The sequence below is a fragment of the Bradyrhizobium sp. AZCC 1693 genome (genome assembly GCF_036924745.1).
GTDB lineage: Bacteria > Pseudomonadota > Alphaproteobacteria > Rhizobiales > Xanthobacteraceae > Bradyrhizobium.
In genome coordinates this window covers 3,979,084-3,997,783 of the sequence record NZ_JAZHSD010000001.1, presented here as the reverse complement: position 1 = coordinate 3,997,783, position 18,700 = coordinate 3,979,084, and the positions used below count along the sequence as shown (strand labels likewise).

19 protein-coding genes are annotated in these 18,700 nt (G+C 64.1%); 13 read left to right on the top strand and 6 right to left on the bottom strand.

What is annotated here, in order from left to right; all coding sequences use genetic code 11:
* Positions 1-81: 81 nt before the first annotated feature.
* Positions 82-1,572, bottom strand: coding sequence for an aldehyde dehydrogenase family protein (locus V1293_RS19095; RefSeq protein WP_334511394.1), 1,491 nt, complete (start codon positions 1,570-1,572; stop codon positions 82-84).
* Positions 1,573-1,683: 111 nt separating this feature from the next.
* On the opposite strand from V1293_RS19095, the gene V1293_RS19090 reads away from it, so the two are divergent.
* The 3 genes from V1293_RS19090 to V1293_RS19080 all read left to right on the top strand — a co-directional run bounded on the left by V1293_RS19090 (position 1,684) and on the right by V1293_RS19080 (position 4,506).
* Positions 1,684-2,772: a substrate-binding domain-containing protein gene (locus V1293_RS19090; RefSeq protein WP_334511393.1), complete on the top strand. Its 1,089-nt coding sequence runs from the start codon at positions 1,684-1,686 to the stop codon at positions 2,770-2,772.
* A gap of 97 nt (positions 2,773-2,869) precedes the next feature.
* Positions 2,870-3,607 carry an SDR family NAD(P)-dependent oxidoreductase gene (locus V1293_RS19085; RefSeq protein ID WP_334511392.1) on the top strand — a complete coding sequence of 246 codons (738 nt, stop codon included), beginning with the start codon at positions 2,870-2,872 and terminating at the stop codon, positions 3,605-3,607.
* Positions 3,608-3,732: 125 nt separating this feature from the next.
* Positions 3,733-4,506 (top strand): thioesterase family protein, encoded by a 774-nt coding sequence (locus tag V1293_RS19080; protein WP_334511391.1) that lies wholly within the window; start codon positions 3,733-3,735, stop codon positions 4,504-4,506.
* Between the two features lie 52 nt (positions 4,507-4,558).
* Here V1293_RS19080 and V1293_RS19075 read toward each other — a convergent pair whose 3' ends face one another.
* Complete coding sequence (locus tag V1293_RS19075) at positions 4,559-6,127, bottom strand: ABC transporter substrate-binding protein (protein WP_334511390.1); 1,569 nt, start codon at positions 6,125-6,127, stop codon at positions 4,559-4,561.
* Between the two features lie 66 nt (positions 6,128-6,193).
* A complete protein-coding gene (locus V1293_RS19070) occupies positions 6,194-6,742 on the bottom strand; it encodes a hypothetical protein (protein ID WP_334511389.1) in 549 nt (182 codons plus the stop codon).
* Between the two features lie 610 nt (positions 6,743-7,352).
* Here V1293_RS19070 and minC point away from each other — a divergent pair.
* From minC to minE, 3 genes are read left to right on the top strand one after another with little or no spacing between them, the layout of a single operon-like run.
* Positions 7,353-8,051 (top strand): septum site-determining protein MinC, encoded by a 699-nt coding sequence (minC, locus tag V1293_RS19065; protein WP_334511388.1) that lies wholly within the window; start codon positions 7,353-7,355, stop codon positions 8,049-8,051.
* A gap of 19 nt (positions 8,052-8,070) precedes the next feature.
* Positions 8,071-8,886: a septum site-determining protein MinD gene (minD, locus tag V1293_RS19060; RefSeq protein WP_334511387.1), complete on the top strand. Its 816-nt coding sequence runs from the start codon at positions 8,071-8,073 to the stop codon at positions 8,884-8,886.
* Entirely contained in the window at positions 8,883-9,176 is a 294-nt protein-coding gene (gene minE, locus V1293_RS19055) for a cell division topological specificity factor MinE (protein ID WP_334511386.1), read from the top strand. Before minD ends, minE begins: the two co-directional genes overlap by 4 nt.
* A 74-nt stretch (positions 9,177-9,250) precedes the next feature.
* On the opposite strand, the gene V1293_RS19050 is transcribed toward minE, so the two are convergent.
* The gene (locus V1293_RS19050) at positions 9,251-10,813 is read right to left on the bottom strand and encodes an AMP-binding protein (protein ID WP_334511385.1); all 1,563 of its coding nucleotides are present in this window, start codon (positions 10,811-10,813) and stop codon (positions 9,251-9,253) included.
* A gap of 151 nt (positions 10,814-10,964) precedes the next feature.
* Between V1293_RS19050 and V1293_RS19045 the strand changes: the two genes are divergently transcribed.
* The 4 genes from V1293_RS19045 to V1293_RS19030 all read left to right on the top strand — a co-directional run bounded on the left by V1293_RS19045 (position 10,965) and on the right by V1293_RS19030 (position 15,351).
* Positions 10,965-11,948 carry an NAD(P)H-dependent flavin oxidoreductase gene (locus tag V1293_RS19045; protein WP_334511384.1) on the top strand — a complete coding sequence of 328 codons (984 nt, stop codon included), beginning with the start codon at positions 10,965-10,967 and terminating at the stop codon, positions 11,946-11,948.
* Between the two features lie 232 nt (positions 11,949-12,180).
* Positions 12,181-14,514, top strand: coding sequence for a mechanosensitive ion channel domain-containing protein (locus V1293_RS19040; RefSeq protein ID WP_334511383.1), 2,334 nt, complete (start codon positions 12,181-12,183; stop codon positions 14,512-14,514).
* A 271-nt stretch (positions 14,515-14,785) separates the two neighbouring features.
* Positions 14,786-15,058 carry a type II toxin-antitoxin system RelE/ParE family toxin gene (locus tag V1293_RS19035; protein ID WP_442894358.1) on the top strand — a complete coding sequence of 91 codons (273 nt, stop codon included), beginning with the start codon at positions 14,786-14,788 and terminating at the stop codon, positions 15,056-15,058.
* Positions 15,055-15,351 carry a helix-turn-helix domain-containing protein gene (locus tag V1293_RS19030; RefSeq protein WP_334511381.1) on the top strand — a complete coding sequence of 99 codons (297 nt, stop codon included), beginning with the start codon at positions 15,055-15,057 and terminating at the stop codon, positions 15,349-15,351. Before V1293_RS19035 ends, V1293_RS19030 begins: the two co-directional genes overlap by 4 nt.
* Positions 15,352-15,356: 5 nt before the next feature.
* Here the strand turns inward: V1293_RS19030 and V1293_RS19025 are convergent, their stop codons facing one another.
* Entirely contained in the window at positions 15,357-16,010 is a 654-nt protein-coding gene (locus tag V1293_RS19025) for a hypothetical protein (RefSeq protein ID WP_334511380.1), read from the bottom strand.
* Between the two features lie 151 nt (positions 16,011-16,161).
* Here V1293_RS19025 and V1293_RS19020 point away from each other — a divergent pair, with 151 nt between their 5' ends.
* The 3 genes from V1293_RS19020 (at position 16,162) to V1293_RS19010 (ending at position 18,070) form a co-directional block, all read left to right on the top strand.
* A complete protein-coding gene (locus V1293_RS19020) occupies positions 16,162-16,410 on the top strand; it encodes a hypothetical protein (protein WP_108512168.1) in 249 nt (82 codons plus the stop codon).
* A gap of 129 nt (positions 16,411-16,539) precedes the next feature.
* Positions 16,540-17,223, top strand: coding sequence for a hypothetical protein (locus V1293_RS19015; RefSeq protein ID WP_334511379.1), 684 nt, complete (start codon positions 16,540-16,542; stop codon positions 17,221-17,223).
* A gap of 148 nt (positions 17,224-17,371) precedes the next feature.
* Entirely contained in the window at positions 17,372-18,070 is a 699-nt protein-coding gene (locus tag V1293_RS19010) for a hypothetical protein (RefSeq protein ID WP_334511378.1), read from the top strand.
* 205 nt (positions 18,071-18,275) lie between these two features.
* Here the strand turns inward: V1293_RS19010 and V1293_RS19005 are convergent, their stop codons facing one another.
* Positions 18,276-18,509 (bottom strand): cysteine rich repeat-containing protein, encoded by a 234-nt coding sequence (locus V1293_RS19005; protein WP_334511377.1) that lies wholly within the window; start codon positions 18,507-18,509, stop codon positions 18,276-18,278.
* Between the last annotated feature and the right edge of the window lie 191 nt (positions 18,510-18,700).

Sequence of the window (18,700 nt, the reverse complement as noted above, 5' to 3'; positions counted from 1 at the left end):
AGCGTGGCGCCCTCTCCCTTAAGAGGAGAGGGCGGCCAAGATGAGGCCTGGCAGTTGCCGGCCTTGGCGGTCGTGCGGCGCTCACACGTTCAGATTCATCCAGACGGCCTTCGGCTCGGTGAAATTCTCCAGCGCGGCCGTGCCGTGTTCGCGGCCGAATCCTGAATCGCGCACGCCGCCCCATGGCAGCCGCACGTCCGTGTAGCCATAGGTGTTGATCCAGACCGTTCCGGCCTTCGCCTGCTTGGCGAAGCGCTGCACCCGTCCGATGTCGCGGCTCCAGACGCCGGCTGCGAGGCTGTAGGCCGTGCCGTTGGCGATGCGGAGCGCTTCGGCTTCATCCTTGAACTTGATGACGCTGACCACGGGCCCGAAGATTTCTTCCTGCGAGATGCGCATCTGGTGCTCGACGTTGGCAAAAACGGCGGGACTGATGAAATAGCCGCGGTCGCCGACGCGCTCGCCGCCCGTCGTCAGCCGCGCGCCTTCCTTGCGGCCAATATCCACGTAATCGAGGATGCTCTTCATCTGCTTCTCGGAGATGACCGGCCCCATCGCCGTGGCGCGATCGGCGGGATCGCCGATGCGGATGGCCCTGGCGCGCTGCGTCAGCCGCTCGACCACTTCGTCATAGACCTTCTCATGGGCCAGCACGCGTGAGCCGGCCGAGCATACCTGTCCGGCATTGAAGAAGATTCCCGAGGCCGCCGCCTTGCTGGCCGCCTCGATATCGGCGTCGTCGAAGATGACGTTGGCGGACTTGCCGCCGAGTTCGAGCGACACGCGTTTGAAGTTGCCGGCGGCGCCGCGCAGAATTCCGCGGCCGACGCCCGGCGATCCCGTAAACGTCACCTTGTCGACGTCGGGATGATTGACCAGCGCATCGCCGACCACGCGTCCGGGGCCGGTAACGATGTTCAGAACGCCGGGCGGCAATCCGGCTTCGAGCGCCAGATCGCCGATGCGCAATGCGGAAAGCGATGTCAGCTCGGCGGGCTTCATCACGATGGTGCAGCCGCAGGCCAGTGCCGGCGCCAATTTCCACATCCCGATCATCAGCGGGAAATTCCAGGGCACGATGGCGGCAACCACGCCAACCGGCTCCCGCATGGTGTAGGTGAGGGCTTCTTCCCGCGTCGAGACCACCTCGCCGCTGATCTTGTCGGCCCAGCCTGCATAGTAAGTCAGCGTATCGATGGCGGCGGGGAGGTCCTGCCGCAGCACGCCTGCGATCGGCTTGCCGGCATCGAGGCTTTCAAGGGCTGCGATCTCGTCGGCGTGCTGCTTCATCAGCTCGGCTAAGCGGAGCAAGATCTGGCCGCGTTCGGAGGCGCGCATGGTGCGCCAAGGGCCCTCGAAGGCGCGCCGCGCCGCCGCCACCGCGCGATCGACGTCGGCCGCGTTGCCTTCGGCCACCGTCGCGATGACCTGTTCGTTGGCCGGATTGAGGGTCTTGAACGTGCGGCCGGAGGCGGACGGGACGTGCCGGCCGTCGATCAGCAGCAGCCGGGGCTTGGCAGATGCGATGGCGGGGATCGGCGCGCGGTCATAACCATATGCAATCGATATCATATTTCATCCGTTTGTTGTACCTGAAATTAGGAGGACAAGGCCTTTTGTAAATATGATATGGTGTGCCTATGCTTTGCAAAGATATGCAGTCAATTTCATAAGTGAGTGACCATGCATCACGTCGAGATCGAAACCGTCTGGCGATTTCACAAGGAAGGCAGTCCGGAGACGGCGGTGGTGATGCTTGGCGTTCTCAATGAAATCCGGAAGACCGGGAAACTCACCAGCGCGGCGAAGCATGCCCAGCTCTCCTATCGGCATGTCTGGAATCTGGTCGAGCAGTGGTCCGATTTCTTCGGCGTGCCGCTGGTCGAGACCCACCGCGGCAAGGGCACGGCGCTCACCGCCTTCGGCGAAAAACTGGTCTGGGCCGGAGAGCGCATGCAGGCGCGGCTCGGCCCGCAGCTCGAAAATCTCGCGCAGGAACTCGTTACCGAGATCAAGCCGTTCCTGCATCAACGCCCGTCCGTCATCCGCGTTCACGCCAGCCACGGTTTTGCGGTGTCGAAATTGCGCGAATTGCTCGACCGCGAACCCGGCATCGGCGTCGATCTGCGCTATGTCAGCAATCAGAATTCGCTGGTGTCGCTGGCGCAGGGCGCATGCGACCTTTCCGGCGTGCATCTGCCGCGCGGCGAATTGCGCGCGCAGGGCATTCGGGCCTGCAAGGAATGGCTCGACCCACGCGAGGACCGCGTCATCAGTTTCGTGACGCGGGAAATGGGCCTGATGGTCAAGCGTGGCAATCCGCTGAAAATCGCCTCGATCAGAGATGTCGTCGATCGCAAGGCGCGCTTCGTCAACCGCGACCATGATTCCGGCACGCGGCGGCTGTTCGATCAGTTGCTGGCGCTGCACAAGGTCGACGAGGCCAGGATTAACGGTGCGCAGCAAATGGAGTTCACCCACGCCGCCGTCGCCGCCTATGTCGCCAGCGGCATGGCGGATGTGAGTTTTGGCGTCGAGGCCGCCGCGCGGCAGTTCGGGCTCGATTTCATCCGGTTGCTGACGGAGGATTATTTCTTCGTCTGTAAGCGCACATTTCTGGAGACGGAGCCGATGCGGCGCATCATCGACATCATGAAGGGCCGCGAGTTCCAGGATGGGGTTGCGAGCTTGCCCGGTTACGTCGCGACCAGCACCGGAACGGTCAATACCGTAAAGGAATTTCTGGAGCGCGTGGGGTCGAACGCAACATGATGTTCGGCCGGGGCGCCGTTCACATCGTCAGCGTTTCGACTCCGGCTCTTCCGCAGTGATATGATTGCATCCGCTTTTGACGGCAAGTGAGGTTTCGATGGCAAACGTACAGGATCTGGGCGCGCATGTCGCGCTGGTGACGGGCGCGTCCCGCGGTATTGGTGCGGCGATCGCGCTGGCTCTGGCCGAGGCCGGCGCCGCGGTCGCGGTCAACTATCGCGAGCACGCTGTTGATGCCGAGGCGGTCGTCGCCGCCATCAAGGCCAATGGCGGCCGCGCCATCGCGGTGGCGGCGGATGTCTCGCAGGCAGCGGCCGTGGCGGCGATGGTAGATCAGGTCGCTTCGGCGTTCGGCCCGGTCGACATTCTCGTCAACAATGCCGGCGTTGCGATCGTGCGCGGCGTCGATGACCTCACCGAGGATGATTTCGACCGCACCATCGCGGTCAACCTGAAATCGGCGTTCCTGTGCACGCAGGCGGTGCTGCCCGCGATGCGGACGCGCCAATGGGGCCGCATCGTCAATATCTCGTCGGGTGCGGCGCGCGGCGCCGGCGCCATCGGCGTGCACTACAACGCCTCCAAGGCCGGCATGGAAGGGCTCACGCGAGGCTATGCCGCGCGGCTGGTCAAGGAAGGCATCACCGTCAACGCGGTGGCACCGTCGCTGATCGCAACAGACATGATGGGCGGCCGCACCGATCTCGCCCGCAACATCCCGCTCGGCCGCATGGGCCAGGCCGAGGAAGTGGCGCAGGCGGTGGCGATGGTGCTCGGCAACAGCTACATGACCGGACAGACCATCGTCCTCAATGGCGGGATGGCGTTCATTTGAAGCTTGCTGTCCTGCGCTTCGTCTCCCGCGAATGGCGCACAGCGCTATGCCCACCGCGGCCTCGACTCGTTCCGTCGAACAAGGCAAAGAAGCTGCTCCCCTTGATCGACAGGACCTCCCACCCGATGGATGCCATTTTTCGTGTTGACGGCAACAACGTCGTCACCAGCCCCTTTGCTGCGGGGCCATGGGACCCGAACATGCAGCATGGCTCGCCTCCGGCGGCGCTGGTGGTGTGGGCGGCGGAGCGGATTCCGGCTGCCGTCCCGATGCGGGTCGCCCGTGTCACCGTCGACCTGATGCGCCCCGTGCCGGTGGCGCCGCTGACGATCGAGAGCGAGGTGTTGCGCGAGGGACGCAAGATCCAGCTCTGCGCCGTCAGGCTGCTCGCCAAGGGTGTCGTCGTGGTCGGCGCGACCGTGCTGAAGATCAAGGTGCAGGCGAACGAATTGCCGCCCGAGGCTGCGATCCTGCCGGTCGAGCTTCCGGGGCCGGATCAATCGCGGGTCGAGCCCGCGGATTATTCTTCCAGCCCGTTCGTATCAGGCATGTCGCTGCGTGCCGCCCGCGGTCGGTTCGGCTCGCCCGGTCCCGGCGCGATCTGGTACCGCGTCGACCGGCCGATCGTGGAGGGCGCCGCCGTTTCGCAGGCGATGCGGGCGATGGCGGCGGCGGATTTCTGCAACGGCACCTCGGCCGTGCTGGATTTTCGCGAATGGACCTTTCTCAACGCCGACATCACCGTGAATTTTTCGCGAGAGCCGGCCGGCGACTGGATCCTGCTCGATGCCGAATCCTGGATCGGTCCCGACGGCGCCGGGCTCGCGATGGCGCGGCTCGCCGACGAGCGCGGCTATTTCGGCCGCGCCATCCAGAGTCTGGTGATCGAGAAGCGCTGAGCGCAGACATCAGGCGTGAAGAAGCCGCGACACTGATATCGCGGCTTCCTGATCATTCGAGATCGAGCGGCTGGTAGCGTCCGCTTTCATCGAGCGCCGTGCCCCAGATCTTGTGCGAGGCCTGGTGCTCGGAGCGGCCAAACCCGAGCGAGGTCCCGAGACCGAGGTCGAGATTGCGCATGGTCTCCAGCGTGTCGATCAGCCGCTCGGTGTCGAGCTGCGGTCCGGCCCGCTTGATGCCCTGGATCAGGACGTTGGCGGCGACATAGCCCTCGAGCGACACGTAGTCCGGCGCCTCGCCCGGGAAATACTTGGCGAGCGCGTTCTTGTATTCGAGCACGGCTGACGAATAGCCCGACACCGCCGGCACCACCTGCGTCACGATGATGCCGTTGGTGTAACGCGGACCCAGCAGCTTCAGTTCTTCGGCAAGCGCAGTGGAGCCGACGAACGAGACGTTGGAGTAGATCATGCCGGGATAGAGGTCGCGGGTCTTCTCGATGAACCTCGCCGCGGCCCGGTAAGTCGCGACCATGACGACGGCCTTGATCGGCGGCTTCGCAAGCTTCAACTGGTTGATCGCGTCGTCGACGTCGACGGTGTTTCGCGCATAGTTGAGGCGGACGATGGCGCCGTCGTTCACGCCCATCGAGCGAAACGCCTTGGCGACGCCCGCAAATCCGGCGTCGCCGTACGAATCCTGCTGCGCGAAGACCGCGATTTGCCGGGGCTGCAGCCGGCGAATCTTGACGAGATAACGGACGACGGAGTCGGTTTCCTCGGCGTAGCTGGCGCGATAGTTGAAGACGTAGCGGTCCGGCGGATCGTTGCGCAGGATGTTGGAGCCGGTAAAGGCCCCGAAGAACAGCATCCGGCGTTCGAGCGCATAGGGGATCGCCACCGCCGCGGTCGGCGTGCCGACATTGCCGACGATGCCGAACACCTGGTCCTTTTCATAGAGCTGCTTCATGGCTTCGCCGGTGCGCGAAGGCTCGTAGCCGTCGTCGGCGGCGAACAATTTCAGCATCCGGCCGTCAACGCCGCCGGAATCGTTGATCCGGTTGAAGGCGGTTTCGATACCGAGCTTCATCTGGCGACCGAGCTCGCGGGCCGAACCGGAGAAGGGGGCGGCGATGCCGAAGCGGATTTCCTTTTCGCCGATGCCGCGCGGCAGCGGGCCGGCCGGGACATTGGCTGTCGGCGCGGTCGCCGCGTTTGCGGCGGTGGCCGCTGCGGCAGGCGACGGGCCGATGACGCTGGAGAGGCTCGGTCCGGAGATCGAGCGTTCGAGATCGGCAAGCTGACGGTCGGCCCGGATGCAATCGATCCTGCCGGAGGTCACAGCGGTGCGTCCTTCGGCCACGGTGCGATCGAACGTCTGGGTGAGATCAGAACGCTCCGCCTCGTTCGACGAGGCTTCCCGGATCACCTGTGAAAACTTGTCGATAATGGTCTGGATGCGGGGACGCGCAATGTCCCGGCAAGCCTGCGCCGACCCGATCACGGGGCCGACGCGGCTGGCAAGGTCGCGCACGATCGTGATGTCGCCGGCGGCATGCGCGCTGCCCGCGATGCCGAAAAGCATGGCCCCGACCAGCAAAGTGATCCGGTGCGAGGTCATGGCAAACTCCTTGAGAACAAGTCAGCCGTAAGTTGGTTCTCAGGCATCGTCAGCCCTCCGTCTGGATTATGGGTTGGTGCGTTGTGGCGTGGCCGGATCCGGCTTCTCGCGCCACTGCATGAACTGCTTGAGCAATTGTCCGTCCTGCTCGGACGCCGCCGGAGCGCTCGGCGGGGTGGAGGCGAGAAAGGACTGGAACTCGTTGATCGCAGGCTTTTGCGCAGCCTCTCCGGATGGAGACAGCGCGTTCTTGATCGACTGTGCGACGTTGGAGAACGTCGACGACTGCTCACCATCGCTCTGGCGCGAGCCGGGCACGGCGACCACGAAGAACAGCGCCACGAGCGCCGCAACGCCGATGGCGGCGGCGAAGCGCGCCACGATGGTCCACAATGCCTTCTTCGACTCCAGGTCGGGTTCGTGCATGACCTCGGGATCGAGCGGATGGCGCAGCGCATCCGATACCGCGCTCTCGAGCTGGGAGTCGAACGACACCGGAGAAAACGGCGTGTCGTGACTTCCGGCGCGCATGGCCGACCGCTCCCGTAGCCAGCGCGGCGCGTAGTACAGCGGATCGCGGGGATTGAGATGTTCCTGCTCACTCACACTACTCATACGCTTACTCCTCGTGACACTTGGCGGATTGGCACTTGGTGGATGACCCGGCGGATCGGTTGGCGGCGAAACGGCTGCGGACGTATCGGACAGGAGTTCCAGCTCACGGAGCAGGTGCGCGGAGGAATCCACGTCCGTTCTCCAGGCGCTGCCAGGTTTGGTTGGAAGATTTGAAGCAAAGTTTCGGGCGTCGCCTTTGCGTTCGACGACACCTGTCTGCGAGATCATGTCTCGCGACCACACCATCCCCACGGCTTCCACTGCCTTAGTCCCCTGCCGGCAAATGTCCGTCTGCCCGACGGAATGAGCTGCCAGACCCGGGAAGCCTGCCAGCACACATAAGTTTGTTGGAGCCGCGCGAGGACTAATTTAGGTCGGAAACGTGACGAAAGTAAGTTGAGGTCCTGTTAACTACAACTCGCGAGACCCCTATGGGCATAGGGTTTGACGCGCGTTCCCCACGATCAGCAGCAAGAATCAGCCACAAATGCGCCGAATTTGCCGCCAGTTGCGCGCTTTTCTGCGCGTAGCGCGGGTTGTCGCATTAATTACTCGTTAACCAAGTTGGCCGATTGTTAACCATTCACTAAGAAAGGCGAGTCGAAACATCATGGACGTACGAGCGGATCCCACGCGTCAACTGGTCCGGCTGCGCGGCCGTTCCTATGTCGCGTTCGTATTCAGCCCCGTCGTGCCGATCGTGGAATGGCTCGCCGAGATCGACGCCACGCTGGCGCGCTCGCCGGGCTACTTCGTCGGCAAGCCGATCGTGCTCGATCTCGCAGCCGTCGATCTCTCCGGGGCCGCCATCGCCCATCTCGTCGGCAGCCTCAACGAGCGCAACATCCGCGTCCTCGGCATCGAGGGCGTGGACGAAGAACGCCTCGCGGCGAACATGCCGCCTTTGCTGACCGGCGGCCGCGCTTGCGTGATTACGCGCAGCGAGCCGGCGAAGCCCGAGCCGGAGGCCAAGCGGAAGCCGACCTCGCTGCTGCTCGATAGCCCGGTGCGTTCCGGTCAGTCGATCGTCTTCATCGAGGGCGACGTCACCGTGCTCGGCTCGGTTGGCTCCGGTGCGGAGATCGTCGCCGGCGGATCGATCCACATCTACGGGACGTTGCGCGGCCGCGCGATGGCGGGCGTCAACGGCAATTCCAGCGCGCGGATCTACTGCCAGAAAATCGAGGCCGAACTGCTTGCGATCGACGGCTACTACCAGACTGCAGAAGAAATCGACGTTTCGCTTCGCAACCGCCCGGCGCAGGCCTGGCTGGAAGGCGACACCATGAAAATTACCCCGCTGAATTAACCGGCTAAGGAGATCACGTATGGCCAAGGTGCTGGTCGTTACCTCAGGCAAGGGAGGCGTTGGAAAGACCACCTCTACCGCCGCGCTCGGCGCGGCGCTTGCCCAAAGCGGGCAAAACGTCGTGGTGGTCGATTTCGACGTCGGCCTGCGCAACCTCGATCTGGTGATGGGCGCCGAACGCCGCGTGGTGTTCGACCTCATTAACGTGGTGCAGGGTGTTGCCAAGCTGCCGCAGGCCTTGATCCGCGACAAGCGGCTGGAAAATCTCTGGCTGCTGCCGGCCTCGCAGACGAGGGACAAGGATGCGCTGACCGATGAGGGGGTCGGCCGCGTCATCACCGAGCTCAGGAGCCGGTTCGACTGGATCCTGTGCGACAGCCCGGCCGGCATCGAGCGCGGCGCGACGCTTGCCATGCGCTATGCCGACGAGGCCGTCATTGTCACCAATCCCGAGGTTTCCTCGGTGCGCGATTCCGACCGCATCATCGGCATGCTCGATTCGAAGACGGTGAGGGCGGAGCGGGGCGAGCGGGTCGAGAAACACATTCTGATCACCCGCTACGATCCAGCGCGCGCGGCGCGCGGCGAGATGCTCAATATCGACGACATCCTGGAAATCCTCGCGACGCCCCTGCTCGGCATCATCCCCGAGAGCCAGGATGTCCTGAAGGCGTCCAATGTCGGCACGCCGGTGACGCTCAACAATGCCGAGAGCGCGCCGGCCCGCGCCTATGTTGACGCTTCGCGCCGCCTGATGGGCGAGGAAGTCGCCATGGTCGTGCCGGCCGAACGCAAGGGCTTCATGGATCGGCTACTGGGTCGGAGGGCTGCATGAGCATGAGGCTGCTGCGGCTGTTCGGCGGCCGCGAGGCGACTGCCCCCGTTGCCCGGGAGCGGCTGCAGATTTTGCTGCAGCACGAGCGCGGGCTGCTCGGCCAGTCCGACCTGCTGGTCACGCTGCGGGAGGAAATTCTCGCCGTCGTATCGAAACACGTACAGCTCGACCCCGACAAGGTCATCGTCAAGCTGGAGCGGGGCAAGAACGTCTCGACGCTGGAAGTCGATATCGAGGTGCCCAACAATTTCGACAAGTCGAAGGTGGCCGAGAGGCGCATGGCGGGCTAGGGATCTTTCGTGTCCCGGATGCTGCGCCGCGCGTCGCGCTGCGTCCGCGACACGATCGTCCCACCGTGTGAGGCCTACCCCACCATCCGTTCGCGGCCGGTCCAGAAGCCGGCCTTCAGCACCTTCTTGTCGACCTTGCCGACGCCGGTCATCGGCAACTCGGTGACGAACTTGATGTGCTTTGGCGCGTGCGCCGAGCCCTTCTTCGTCTTGACGAGGTTGATCAGTTCATCCGCATTCAGCCGCGCACCTTCGCGCGCGACGACCACGGCGGTGACGGCCTCGCCCCACTTGTCATCGGGCACGCCGACCACGGCGACCATCGCGACGTCGGCATGCTGCGACAACACATCTTCGACCTCGCGCGGAAAAATGTTGAAGCCGCCGGAGACGATCATATCCTTCTTGCGGTCGAGGATGAACATGTAGCCGCGTTCGTCGACCCGCGCGATGTCGCCGGTGTGTAGCCAGCCGCTTTTGAGCGTCTCAGCCGTCGTGTCCGGACGCTTCCAGTACTCGGCCATCACGTGGCCGGCGCGAACGCAGATCTCGCCGGCCTCGCCGGTTGCGACTTCCTGGTCGTCATTGTCGAGAATCTTGACCTGGCACGCGGCGATCGGGAATCCGCAGGACAGGAGCAATTCCGGTGTCTTGGGATCGTGCTCGGCCTTGCGCAGCACCGACACCGGATAACATTCGGTCTGGCCGTAAAGCTGCGAGAATACCGGCCCGATCCGCTCGATGCCCTCGACCAGCCGACTCGGCGACATCGCGGAAGCGCCATACAGCAACAATTCGAGCGAGGAGAGGTCGGTCTTGTCGAGCGCGGGATGATCCAGCATCACGTAGATCATCGTCGGCACGAACAAAGTGAAATTGATCCTCTCGCGCTCGATCGTCTTGAACACGGCTTCGGGATCAAAACCTTTAAGCATGTGCACGGTGCCGCCGCGCATCAGCGTCGGCAGTACTTTTGTCCCCGCGACATGGCTGATCGGCGCCACCGTCAGATAGCGCGGGGTCTCTGGAATTTCGAAATCGGCCAGGATCGCACTGGCAAAGCCGCCATATTCGCGGTGATAGCGCAGCGCACCCTTGGATTTTCCCGTCGTGCCGCCGGTATAGTTGAGCGTGGCGATGTCGTCATGACGAGCAAAGCTGCGCGCCGTGGCGCTGCAGGCCGCCTCGATCGCCTGCAGCAGGTCGACGCCGTAGTCGGCCGGCCCGAGCGTGAAGACGGTCTTCAGACCCGTGGCCCTGGCGGCGAGCTCGCCACCGCGATCGCGGAACGTCACGCCGTCGACCACCAGCATCTGCGCTTCGGAATCTTCCAGTTGAAACAGTTGATCGTCCAGCGATCCCAACGGATGCAGCCAGGTGATCGCGAACCGCGACAATTGCGCGGCGCAGCCGGCGCTCCAGGTGTCGGCGCGGTTGGCGGTGAGGAAGGCGACGCGGGTGCCGGGCGCAAAGCCCAGTTGCATGAAGACGCTCTGGATGCGTCCGATCATGTCGGTCGTGCCGCGATAGGTGATCGATCCGCCCGGCCAGCTGAACGCCGTGCGTTGCGGGTAGCGCGCCAGCGCCCGCAAGGTCTGCTCGCACGCCGTCGGAAACGCGTAGAGCGGATTGCTCATTCTTTTCTCCCGCTGTTTTGTAATTGGCCTTCGCCCGTGCCAATGTTGGCGTCCATAGCGTTTTCGAGCGAAGTGGATACCGGTTCGCGTGAAGAAAACGCGTCAAGACAACAATGAACGCTAGCACAAAGAGGACGCGGCTCAAGCCAGCATGACGCAATCATCCGATGCTCTCTCGCGCTTTCGCGACCGCCTCAGTTTGCCGCTGATCGCGGCGCCGATGTTTCTCGTCTCCGGCACGGACCTTGTGGTAGCCGCCTGCCGCAACGGCGTGATCGGTTCGTTTCCCACGGTGAACTGCCGCAGCCCCGAACAACTGGACGAATGGCTGTCGGATATCGACATCAGGTTGAAGGCGTATGCGGATGCCAGCGGCAAACCGTCAGCGCCGGTCTGCGCGAACCTGATCGTGCATCGTTCCAATGCGCGGCTGGAGCAGGATCTGCAGGTGCTGCTGCGGCACCGGCCGGAGATGGTGATTACGTCGGTCGGATCGCCGGCCCCGGTGCTAAAGCCGCTGCACGATGCCGGTGCGCTGGTTTTCGCAGACGTTGCCTCGATCCGCCATGCCGAGCGTGCGGTGGCTGCGGGGGCGGACGGCTTGGTGCTGCTGACGGCCGGCGCGGGCGGTCAAACCGGCTGGCTCAATCCCTTCGTGTTCGTGCGCGCGGTGCGGGCGTTCTTCGATGGGCCATTGGTGCTGGCGGGCGGCATCGCCGATGGCCACGCCCTTCGCGCCGCGCAGGCGCTCGGCTGCGAACTCGCCTATATGGGCACAAAATTCATCGCCACGCACGAGAGCATGGCGGATATCAGATACAAGGAGCTGCTGGTTGCGAGCAGCGCCGACGATGTCCTGCTGACGTCGGCGTTTACGGGATTGCAGACCAACATGCTGCGGCCCTCGATCGAGGCCGCCGGGCTCGATCCGGATAATCTGCCGCTGCGCGGCGCGATCGATATCGGCAAGGATATCGACATCGGTGCGCGCGAGAGCCGTCCAAAAAGCTGGAAGGATATCTGGAGCGCGGGACATTCCGTCTCGGGCGTAACGGAGCTGCTTTCGGTCGATGAGCTGGTGGCGCGCACATCAGCGGAATTTCGCGAGGCCGCCGCGCGCGTCAGACTTGATTAGAGCGCTACGCTTTTCCCTCTTTTTGCGGCAATGGCAAAAGTTCCCGGCGATTAGGCGCTGCGGCATTTCTGTGATGCTGCAATGCCAGGCGAAATGCCAAAAGAAAACCGTCGCTATGGCAAACTTCCGACACAGGATGGCGGCGAAAACAGGCAATCCGACATGACGCAGGCGCGAGGGCGAGGCCGATCCCGGTTTCGCCGTCGGGCGCATTTTTTCCAAAGAGGTCTTCGTGTCGCTCAAACTCCTGCCGTCGCTACTCTTCGCCAGCGTCTTGTTTATTGTTCCGGCTTTCGCTCAGCCCGGCGCTGCGCCGGCTGCCCCTGCCGCCGATAAAGTTGACGTGCTTTCGCCCGAGCAGGCGAAGCGGGCGCTCGAGACCCTTTCCGACGACAAGAAGCGCGCGCAGGTCATCGAGACGCTGCGTGTGATCGCCAATGCCTCGCAGCCGCCGCAAGCCGCCGCGCTCGAGCAGAAATCCGCGATACCGCTAACTTCGGACAGCCTTGGCGCACAGCTTCTGCTTTCGATATCCGAGCAGGTCGGCGAGATTTCGCGCGAGGTTGCCGACGTAGCGCGGACACTGACGCATTTTCGGGCGTTCTATTACTGGTTCGTGCGGACCGCCAACGATCCGTCCGCCTATCATCAATTGCTCGATATCGCGTGGAAGCTGGCGCTGGTGTTCCTCTGTGCCTTCGCTGCCGAGTGGCTGGTGTTCCGCCTCATCAAGCGGCCGGTGGCGCTCCTGGAAGCGCGGCTTCCGCAAACCGCGCGCGCCCCGGCGCAGACGCTGGCCGTGGCGGATCCGCCATCGTCGGCGGCTGACGTCGTCGCGGAGCCCAAGCTGCAGCAACGGCGGCTCAGCCTGGCGCGCACCTGGCAGTCGCTGGTCAGGCTGCCCTTCGTGCTGGGACGTCTCGCGCTTGAATTGCTCCCGGTGCTCGTCTTCATCGGGATCGCCACGATGTTGCTCGGCACCGGTATCGGCGATCTCGCAACCACCCGGCTGGTGATCCTTGCGGTCGTCAACGCCTATGCGCTGTCGCGCGCGCTGATCTGCGTCGTGCGGGCGCTGGCCGGGCCGTTCGGCCTGTTTCGCGTTCGCGCCGAGACGGCAGCCTACATCGAGATATGGGCGCGGCGCATCGTTACCGTCGCCGTCTCGGGCATCGCCTTCGCCAATGTAGCGCTGCTGCTGGGCCTGCATCGCGCCGGCTACGCAACGGTGCTGCGCCTGGTGATGCTGGTCGTGCATCTCTTTGTTGTCGTCATCATCCTGCAGTGCCGAAGGCCCGTCGCCGAGGCCATTCGCGCGCCGGCCGGCCGCGAGGGCGCCGCGGTCAGGGTGCGCAATCGCATCGCCGGCCTCTGGCATTATCTGGCGATCGCGCTCGATCTCGCTCTGTGGGCGGTGTGGGCGCTGAACATCCGCAACGGCTACGCGCTGCTGCTGCAGTATTTCGTCGGCACCATCGCGGTCGTGCTGATCATGCGTCTTGCCACCATTCTCGTGCTGAGCCTGATCGACCGCGGCTTTCGCATCAGCCCCGATCTGCTGCGCCGCTTCCCGGGCCTCGAGACCCGCGCCAACCGCTATCTGCCGCTGCTGCGCAATATCGTCTCGGCGGTGATTGCGTTCATCGGCTTCGTTGCGCTGCTGGAGGTCTGGGGCGTCGATGCCATCGTCTGGTTCTATGGCGGCCAGATCGGCAGCCGGTTGCTGTCGGCGGTGGTGACCGTCGGCATTGCCGCGCTGGCGGCGGCGGCGATCTGGGAGATCAGCAACGCGCTGCTGGACCGCAAGATCAATGCGCTGTCGCGCGAGGGCCATTACGCGCGCGCGGCGCGGCTGCGCACCTTTCAGCCGATGCTGCGAACGGTGCTGCTGGGCCTGATCGTCACCGTCGTCGGCCTCACCGCGCTGAGCGAAATCGGCGTCAACGTCGCGCCGTTGCTGGCCGGCGCCGGCATCGTCGGCATCGCCATCGGCTTCGGCTCGCAGAAACTGGTGCAGGACCTTATCACCGGGCTTTTCCTGCTGCTCGAGAACACCGTCCAGGTCGGCGACAACGTCACGCTGTCGGGCCTGTCGGGCGTGGTGGAAAACGTCTCGATCCGCACCCTTCGCCTGCGCTCCGGCGACGGCTCGGTGCACATCGTGCCGTTCAGTGCGGTGACGACCATCACCAATTCAAGCCGCGGCGCCGGCAACGCGGCCGTCAGCGTCAACGTCTCCTACAAGGAAGACACCGACCGCGCCGGCCAGATACTGAAAGACATCGTCGCCGAGATGCGCCGCGAGGTGGAATTCCAGCACCTGATCCGCGGCGATCTCGAATTGTGGGGCGTCGACAAGGTGGACGGCTCGATGGCCTCGATCGTCGGCCAGATTCGCTGCAGCGACGCCGGCCGCTGGCCGGTGCAGCGGGAATTCAACCGCCGCATGAAGCGGCGATTCCAGGAGTGCGGCGTGGAAATCGCGCCTACAGCTCAAACCATTCTGATGCAGGTTCCGGCGGCCGCTGATGCCGCGAATGCAAAGCCGCGGCGCGCGGCCGGCTAGTTCGGCGCGATACACGCTGCTAGCGGACGATCCGGCCAAGGATGCGCGCGGCCTGATCGATCTCCTTTTCATTCCATGCCGCGAAGCCGAGAAACAGGCCCTGCTCGCCAGTCCTGTTGATACAGCACGCTCGATATAAGGGGGCCGGCTGGATTTTTCTTGCAGCAGCGTACCAAAAATGGTACAAGTCTGGGCGCAATGAAACAACTGCCCGCTTTCTTCTACACCCTTTTACACCCTTTCCTCCGGTCGTGAGCCGGTTCGGGAATGGCTGAAGGGCTTGTCCGCCGATGATCGCAAGATCGTCGGCGAGGACATCAAGGACGTCGAGTTCGCATGGCCGATTGGGATGCCGCTCTACCGGTCCCTGGGTCGTGGATTGTGGGAGGTCCGCAGCACATTGACGCAAGGGCGTATCGCCCGCGTGTTGTTCTGTGAACATGAAGGCAGAATGATATTGCTGCACGCCTTCATCAAGAAGACGCAGAAGACGCCCGCAGGTGATCTGGAATTGGCGATCAAGCGAAAGAAGGAGATCGCATGAAGAAGGTGCATGGCAAACAAGGTCGAATTGGATCGTCTTTCGATGATTTTCTGAAGGAGGATGGAATCTACGAGGGTGTAACTGCGCGGGCGATCAAGCGAGTGCTGGTGCGACAGCTCGACGAATTGATGCGGCGTGAGGAAATTTCCAAGACCCAGCTCGCGGTGCGGATGAAGACAAGCCGCGCTCAGCTCGATCGCTTGCTCGATCCCGAAAATGAGTCGGTAACGCTGGGGACGCTGGCGCGGGCCGCGCAGGCAGTCGGGCGCCATCTGCGCATGGAGCTGGTTTGAGGCGCCTAATTCGCCACGAAATACCAGTCCTTGTCGTAGCGGACCAACTGGCTCGGCGGCTTGTCTTCGAACTCGAAGAATTTTTTGGGATCGCCGCCCGGTGGCACGCGCAGGAAGCCGGTGAAATAGTGCTTCAGGCCCCGCGTGGTCAAAAACAGCACATAAGTGCCTTCGTCGGCCTCATCGACCACGATGTCGTTGCCGCCTGCGGAAGCGTTGGGTTCGCGGTCGCCGAGCGCGATCAGGCGCTTGTTGTAACTGACGTTCGGCTTGAGTTCGCCGGCCTCTATCCGCGCCACGATCCGCTCGCGGCTCTTGCGGTGCCAGTTGAAATTCTGCTGCAGGGCGATCTGGTGCAGCGGGGCATAGACGAGAACGGCGAGCGTCAACGCGCACGCCAGGAAGGGCAGGGCGAACTTCAGCCCGCCTTTTCGGAGGCGGAGCAGGAGCGTCGCTGACCACAGCGCACAGCCGCAGAAGATCAGCGCCACCAGCGGCACGACCAGGAGCAGGACGAAGCCGGAAGGCCAGTCCGCCATCCCCAGTTCGAAGGTCGCGACCGACAGCGTGACGGCCGAAACCAACACGGCCGCCGCCAGCGGGGCGCGGACCGAAGGGCCGGCCGCGGCCGTTGTCGTCTGAGGTATCGCTTCAGCCATGCCGGGCTGTTCCGCTCCGCCGCTCGCTTAAGGTTCCGGCCCGTGCCACTGCCGCCCTTAACGCGCCGTTAACCATATCGGCCCCAACAATAGCCCCAGAGGACGGTCCGCCGCCACGGTCGGACGGACGGCAAATCGAAGGGGTAATGGAATGGATCTCGATCAGTATCTAGCTGCCAAAACCCCGGCGACCCTGCACGAGATCACCCGGCGGGTGATGTTCGCGCTCGATCGGCATCCGCTGTGCCGCGGGATCGAATTCGAGGTCGTCAGCCTGCCCCGCAGCCGCAAGAGCAACTGGACCGTCACCCTGCAGGCGATCGAGCCCGACGCCCTGTGGGAGGCTTCCGATATCGTGGCCGACATTCAGGAAGCCTACGAATTGGCCGCCGCGGCCTGATTCCAAGCTGTTTCGGGACGATTTCCCCAGCTTTTCGGCCGCGTCAGGGCTCCCGTCGGCATCGTAAAGCCTCAATTGTCGTCCAGTTTTCGGCAAAAGGGCCACACATCGGCGGGAATGGAGACCTTTTTGACCAAAACCATGACGATCGTCGCGCTGATCTGCTTTCTCGTGGTCGGCGCCGCCGCCACTGCCATTCTCGGCCGCGACAGCGTACCATCGGCGCCGCCCCAACTGGCTGCTGCTTCCACGGCCGTCGTCCAGGCGCCGGTTTCGAACAAGGAAAGCAAGAAGGACCGGTTGGCCGTCGTGAGCTACGCGCTGGCCGCCTATGAGCCGCCGCAGACCACCGCGGCGCTGAGCGAGCCGTTGCGCCAGGCCTATGCCTCGACCGCCCCCGCCGATATCGGTCTGCCGAAGGAGCTTGCGCCGGTCGTGGTAGCGCCCACCCCGCCGCCGAAGCCCAAGCAGGCAAACCCGGCCGCAGCCAAGCCCCAGCCGCAGAAAAACTACGCGCTGCTCAGCGACGTCCAGATCGCCGGAATCAAGGACCGCCTGAAACTGTCCGCATCGCAGGAGTCCTATTGGCCGCCGGTGGAGAGCGCGCTGCGCGCTGTCGCCCGCAAGATTCATGCGGGCCGTCAGGCCAACCCGAGTGCTGCGGGCGTGCCGATCGATCCCGACTCCGCAGAGGTCCAGCAGTTGAAATCGGCGGCGATGCCGCTGCTGTTCCAGTTGCGTGAAGACCAGAAGAGCGAAGTCCGTTCGCTCGCCCGCATCATCGGCCTGGAAAAAGTCGCCGCGATGATCTGAGCGGTGCGCGCTGCGATTGCAGCGCCGCCGGTTCCAATTCCCTCACGCTGCCGTGCAGGAACATCGGCCCATGCCAACGCGTTGCCCGCGTGGACGAGGGAGCCGAACCATGCGGACGTCGACGGCTTATTTTGCAGGCGTGGGAACCGTGATCGTGGCGGTCAGCGCTGGTCTTGGCGGTGGCTATCTGGCTGCGAACATTACCAGCCCGCCTTCGCAGACGGTGTCCAAGCTGGAACGCAGGATGTCGGCGGAACCGATAACAGTCACGACGGCGCCAGCGGAGCCGGTGCCGCATGTGGCTGCGACGGCCGGGACGAATCCGGCTGCCGCGCCCGCGCAGGAGCAGAGCCAGCAGCCACAAACGCAGCAACAGCCGAACACGCAGCCGCAGCCGCAAATAGACGCGACAGCTCCACCCGCCAATCCTCCCCGCGCCGAAGAGAAGCCCGCCAACAACGGTGCGGCCGCGCAACCCGTACAGCCACCACCGCAATCTTCGAAGCCTGCCGAACAGGCCGACGAAAAGACCGCCGTGCCCCGGGATGCCTTCGCCAGAGCCCGCGACGCCGACATCAAACGGGCGGACGCCGAAAAACGGCGCGCGGAACGGCGACAGCAATGGGCCGACAAGCGCCGTTTGAAGCAGCCCCGTGAGCAGGAGCTCGAGGCGGTCGAAGAGAGAGTCCGGGAAGTGACCGAGCCGCGGCGAATCAGAATCCGGGAAGAAGGCGAGCCAAGGGACTTGCCAAGGGACTTGTTCGCCGAGCCCAGGAGAAGGGATATGTTCGCCGAGCCGGCCAGAAGCGAAATGCCCCGGATCAGGCTGTTCGATCAGGATGATTGATCGTTTCTGGACGATCACCACTCGGGCATGGTGATGTTTCTTCGAACGGGGTATCCGTGTCCCGGACGCGGTGCGGCGTCTCTGGACGATGCACCGCAGAGCCGGGACCCGAGCCTGTGGACCCCGGATCAGCAGCGCACCACGCCGACAAGCGCGGCGTGGTGCGCAGCATCCGGGGAACGCAATCCCGATCATCGCAGCCGTTTTACCCGCCGTGCGATTCCACCACCTTGCGGCAGCCATCCGACAGCTTCGCCTTGTTGGCGCGCAGGCAGGCATTCATCTGCGGCGGCTTGCCGACATGTTCGGCGCAGAATTTTCCGGCATCCGAGCGGCAGGCCATCTGCTCCTGCGGGGTGGGTCCGGATTGCGCTTGCGCCAGCGAGCCGGCGGCGAGCGACAGGATCAGCGCGGCGGCCGAGACGTGGATTGATTTCATCGTGGATCACCTTTCGACGAGGATATGAGGGTTGAAAGCGCGCGGAAGCTCGTCGAGGTTGCGCCCCTGGTCCATGCCATGTTCATGGCGTCGGAAATCGGCCCGCAAATCCTCGCGCGCACGCCCACACCATTTTCATGGGATGTTGCCGCGGGCTCACATGGACCATGTACATCCCGCGTCGGCTGCGG

What these genes read in the sequence shown, in the direction of transcription:
- V1293_RS19095 (WP_334511394.1), bottom strand. Translation starts at nt 1,572, where the DNA reads ATGATATCGATTGCATATGGTTATGACCGCGCGCCGATCCCCGCCATC.
- V1293_RS19090 (WP_334511393.1), top strand. Translation starts at nt 1,684, where the DNA reads ATGCATCACGTCGAGATCGAAACCGTCTGGCGATTTCACAAGGAAGGC.
- V1293_RS19085 (WP_334511392.1), top strand. Translation starts at nt 2,870, where the DNA reads ATGGCAAACGTACAGGATCTGGGCGCGCATGTCGCGCTGGTGACGGGC.
- V1293_RS19080 (WP_334511391.1), top strand. Translation starts at nt 3,733, where the DNA reads ATGGATGCCATTTTTCGTGTTGACGGCAACAACGTCGTCACCAGCCCC.
- V1293_RS19075 (WP_334511390.1), bottom strand. Translation starts at nt 6,127, where the DNA reads ATGACCTCGCACCGGATCACTTTGCTGGTCGGGGCCATGCTTTTCGGC.
- V1293_RS19070 (WP_334511389.1), bottom strand. Translation starts at nt 6,742, where the DNA reads ATGAGTAGTGTGAGTGAGCAGGAACATCTCAATCCCCGCGATCCGCTG.
- minC (WP_334511388.1), top strand. Translation starts at nt 7,353, where the DNA reads ATGGACGTACGAGCGGATCCCACGCGTCAACTGGTCCGGCTGCGCGGC.
- minD (WP_334511387.1), top strand. Translation starts at nt 8,071, where the DNA reads ATGGCCAAGGTGCTGGTCGTTACCTCAGGCAAGGGAGGCGTTGGAAAG.
- minE (WP_334511386.1), top strand. Translation starts at nt 8,883, where the DNA reads ATGAGCATGAGGCTGCTGCGGCTGTTCGGCGGCCGCGAGGCGACTGCC.
- V1293_RS19050 (WP_334511385.1), bottom strand. Translation starts at nt 10,813, where the DNA reads ATGAGCAATCCGCTCTACGCGTTTCCGACGGCGTGCGAGCAGACCTTG.
- V1293_RS19045 (WP_334511384.1), top strand. Translation starts at nt 10,965, where the DNA reads ATGACGCAATCATCCGATGCTCTCTCGCGCTTTCGCGACCGCCTCAGT.
- V1293_RS19030 (WP_334511381.1), top strand. Translation starts at nt 15,055, where the DNA reads ATGAAGAAGGTGCATGGCAAACAAGGTCGAATTGGATCGTCTTTCGAT.
- V1293_RS19025 (WP_334511380.1), bottom strand. Translation starts at nt 16,010, where the DNA reads ATGGCTGAAGCGATACCTCAGACGACAACGGCCGCGGCCGGCCCTTCG.
- V1293_RS19020 (WP_108512168.1), top strand. Translation starts at nt 16,162, where the DNA reads ATGGATCTCGATCAGTATCTAGCTGCCAAAACCCCGGCGACCCTGCAC.
- V1293_RS19005 (WP_334511377.1), bottom strand. Translation starts at nt 18,509, where the DNA reads ATGAAATCAATCCACGTCTCGGCCGCCGCGCTGATCCTGTCGCTCGCC.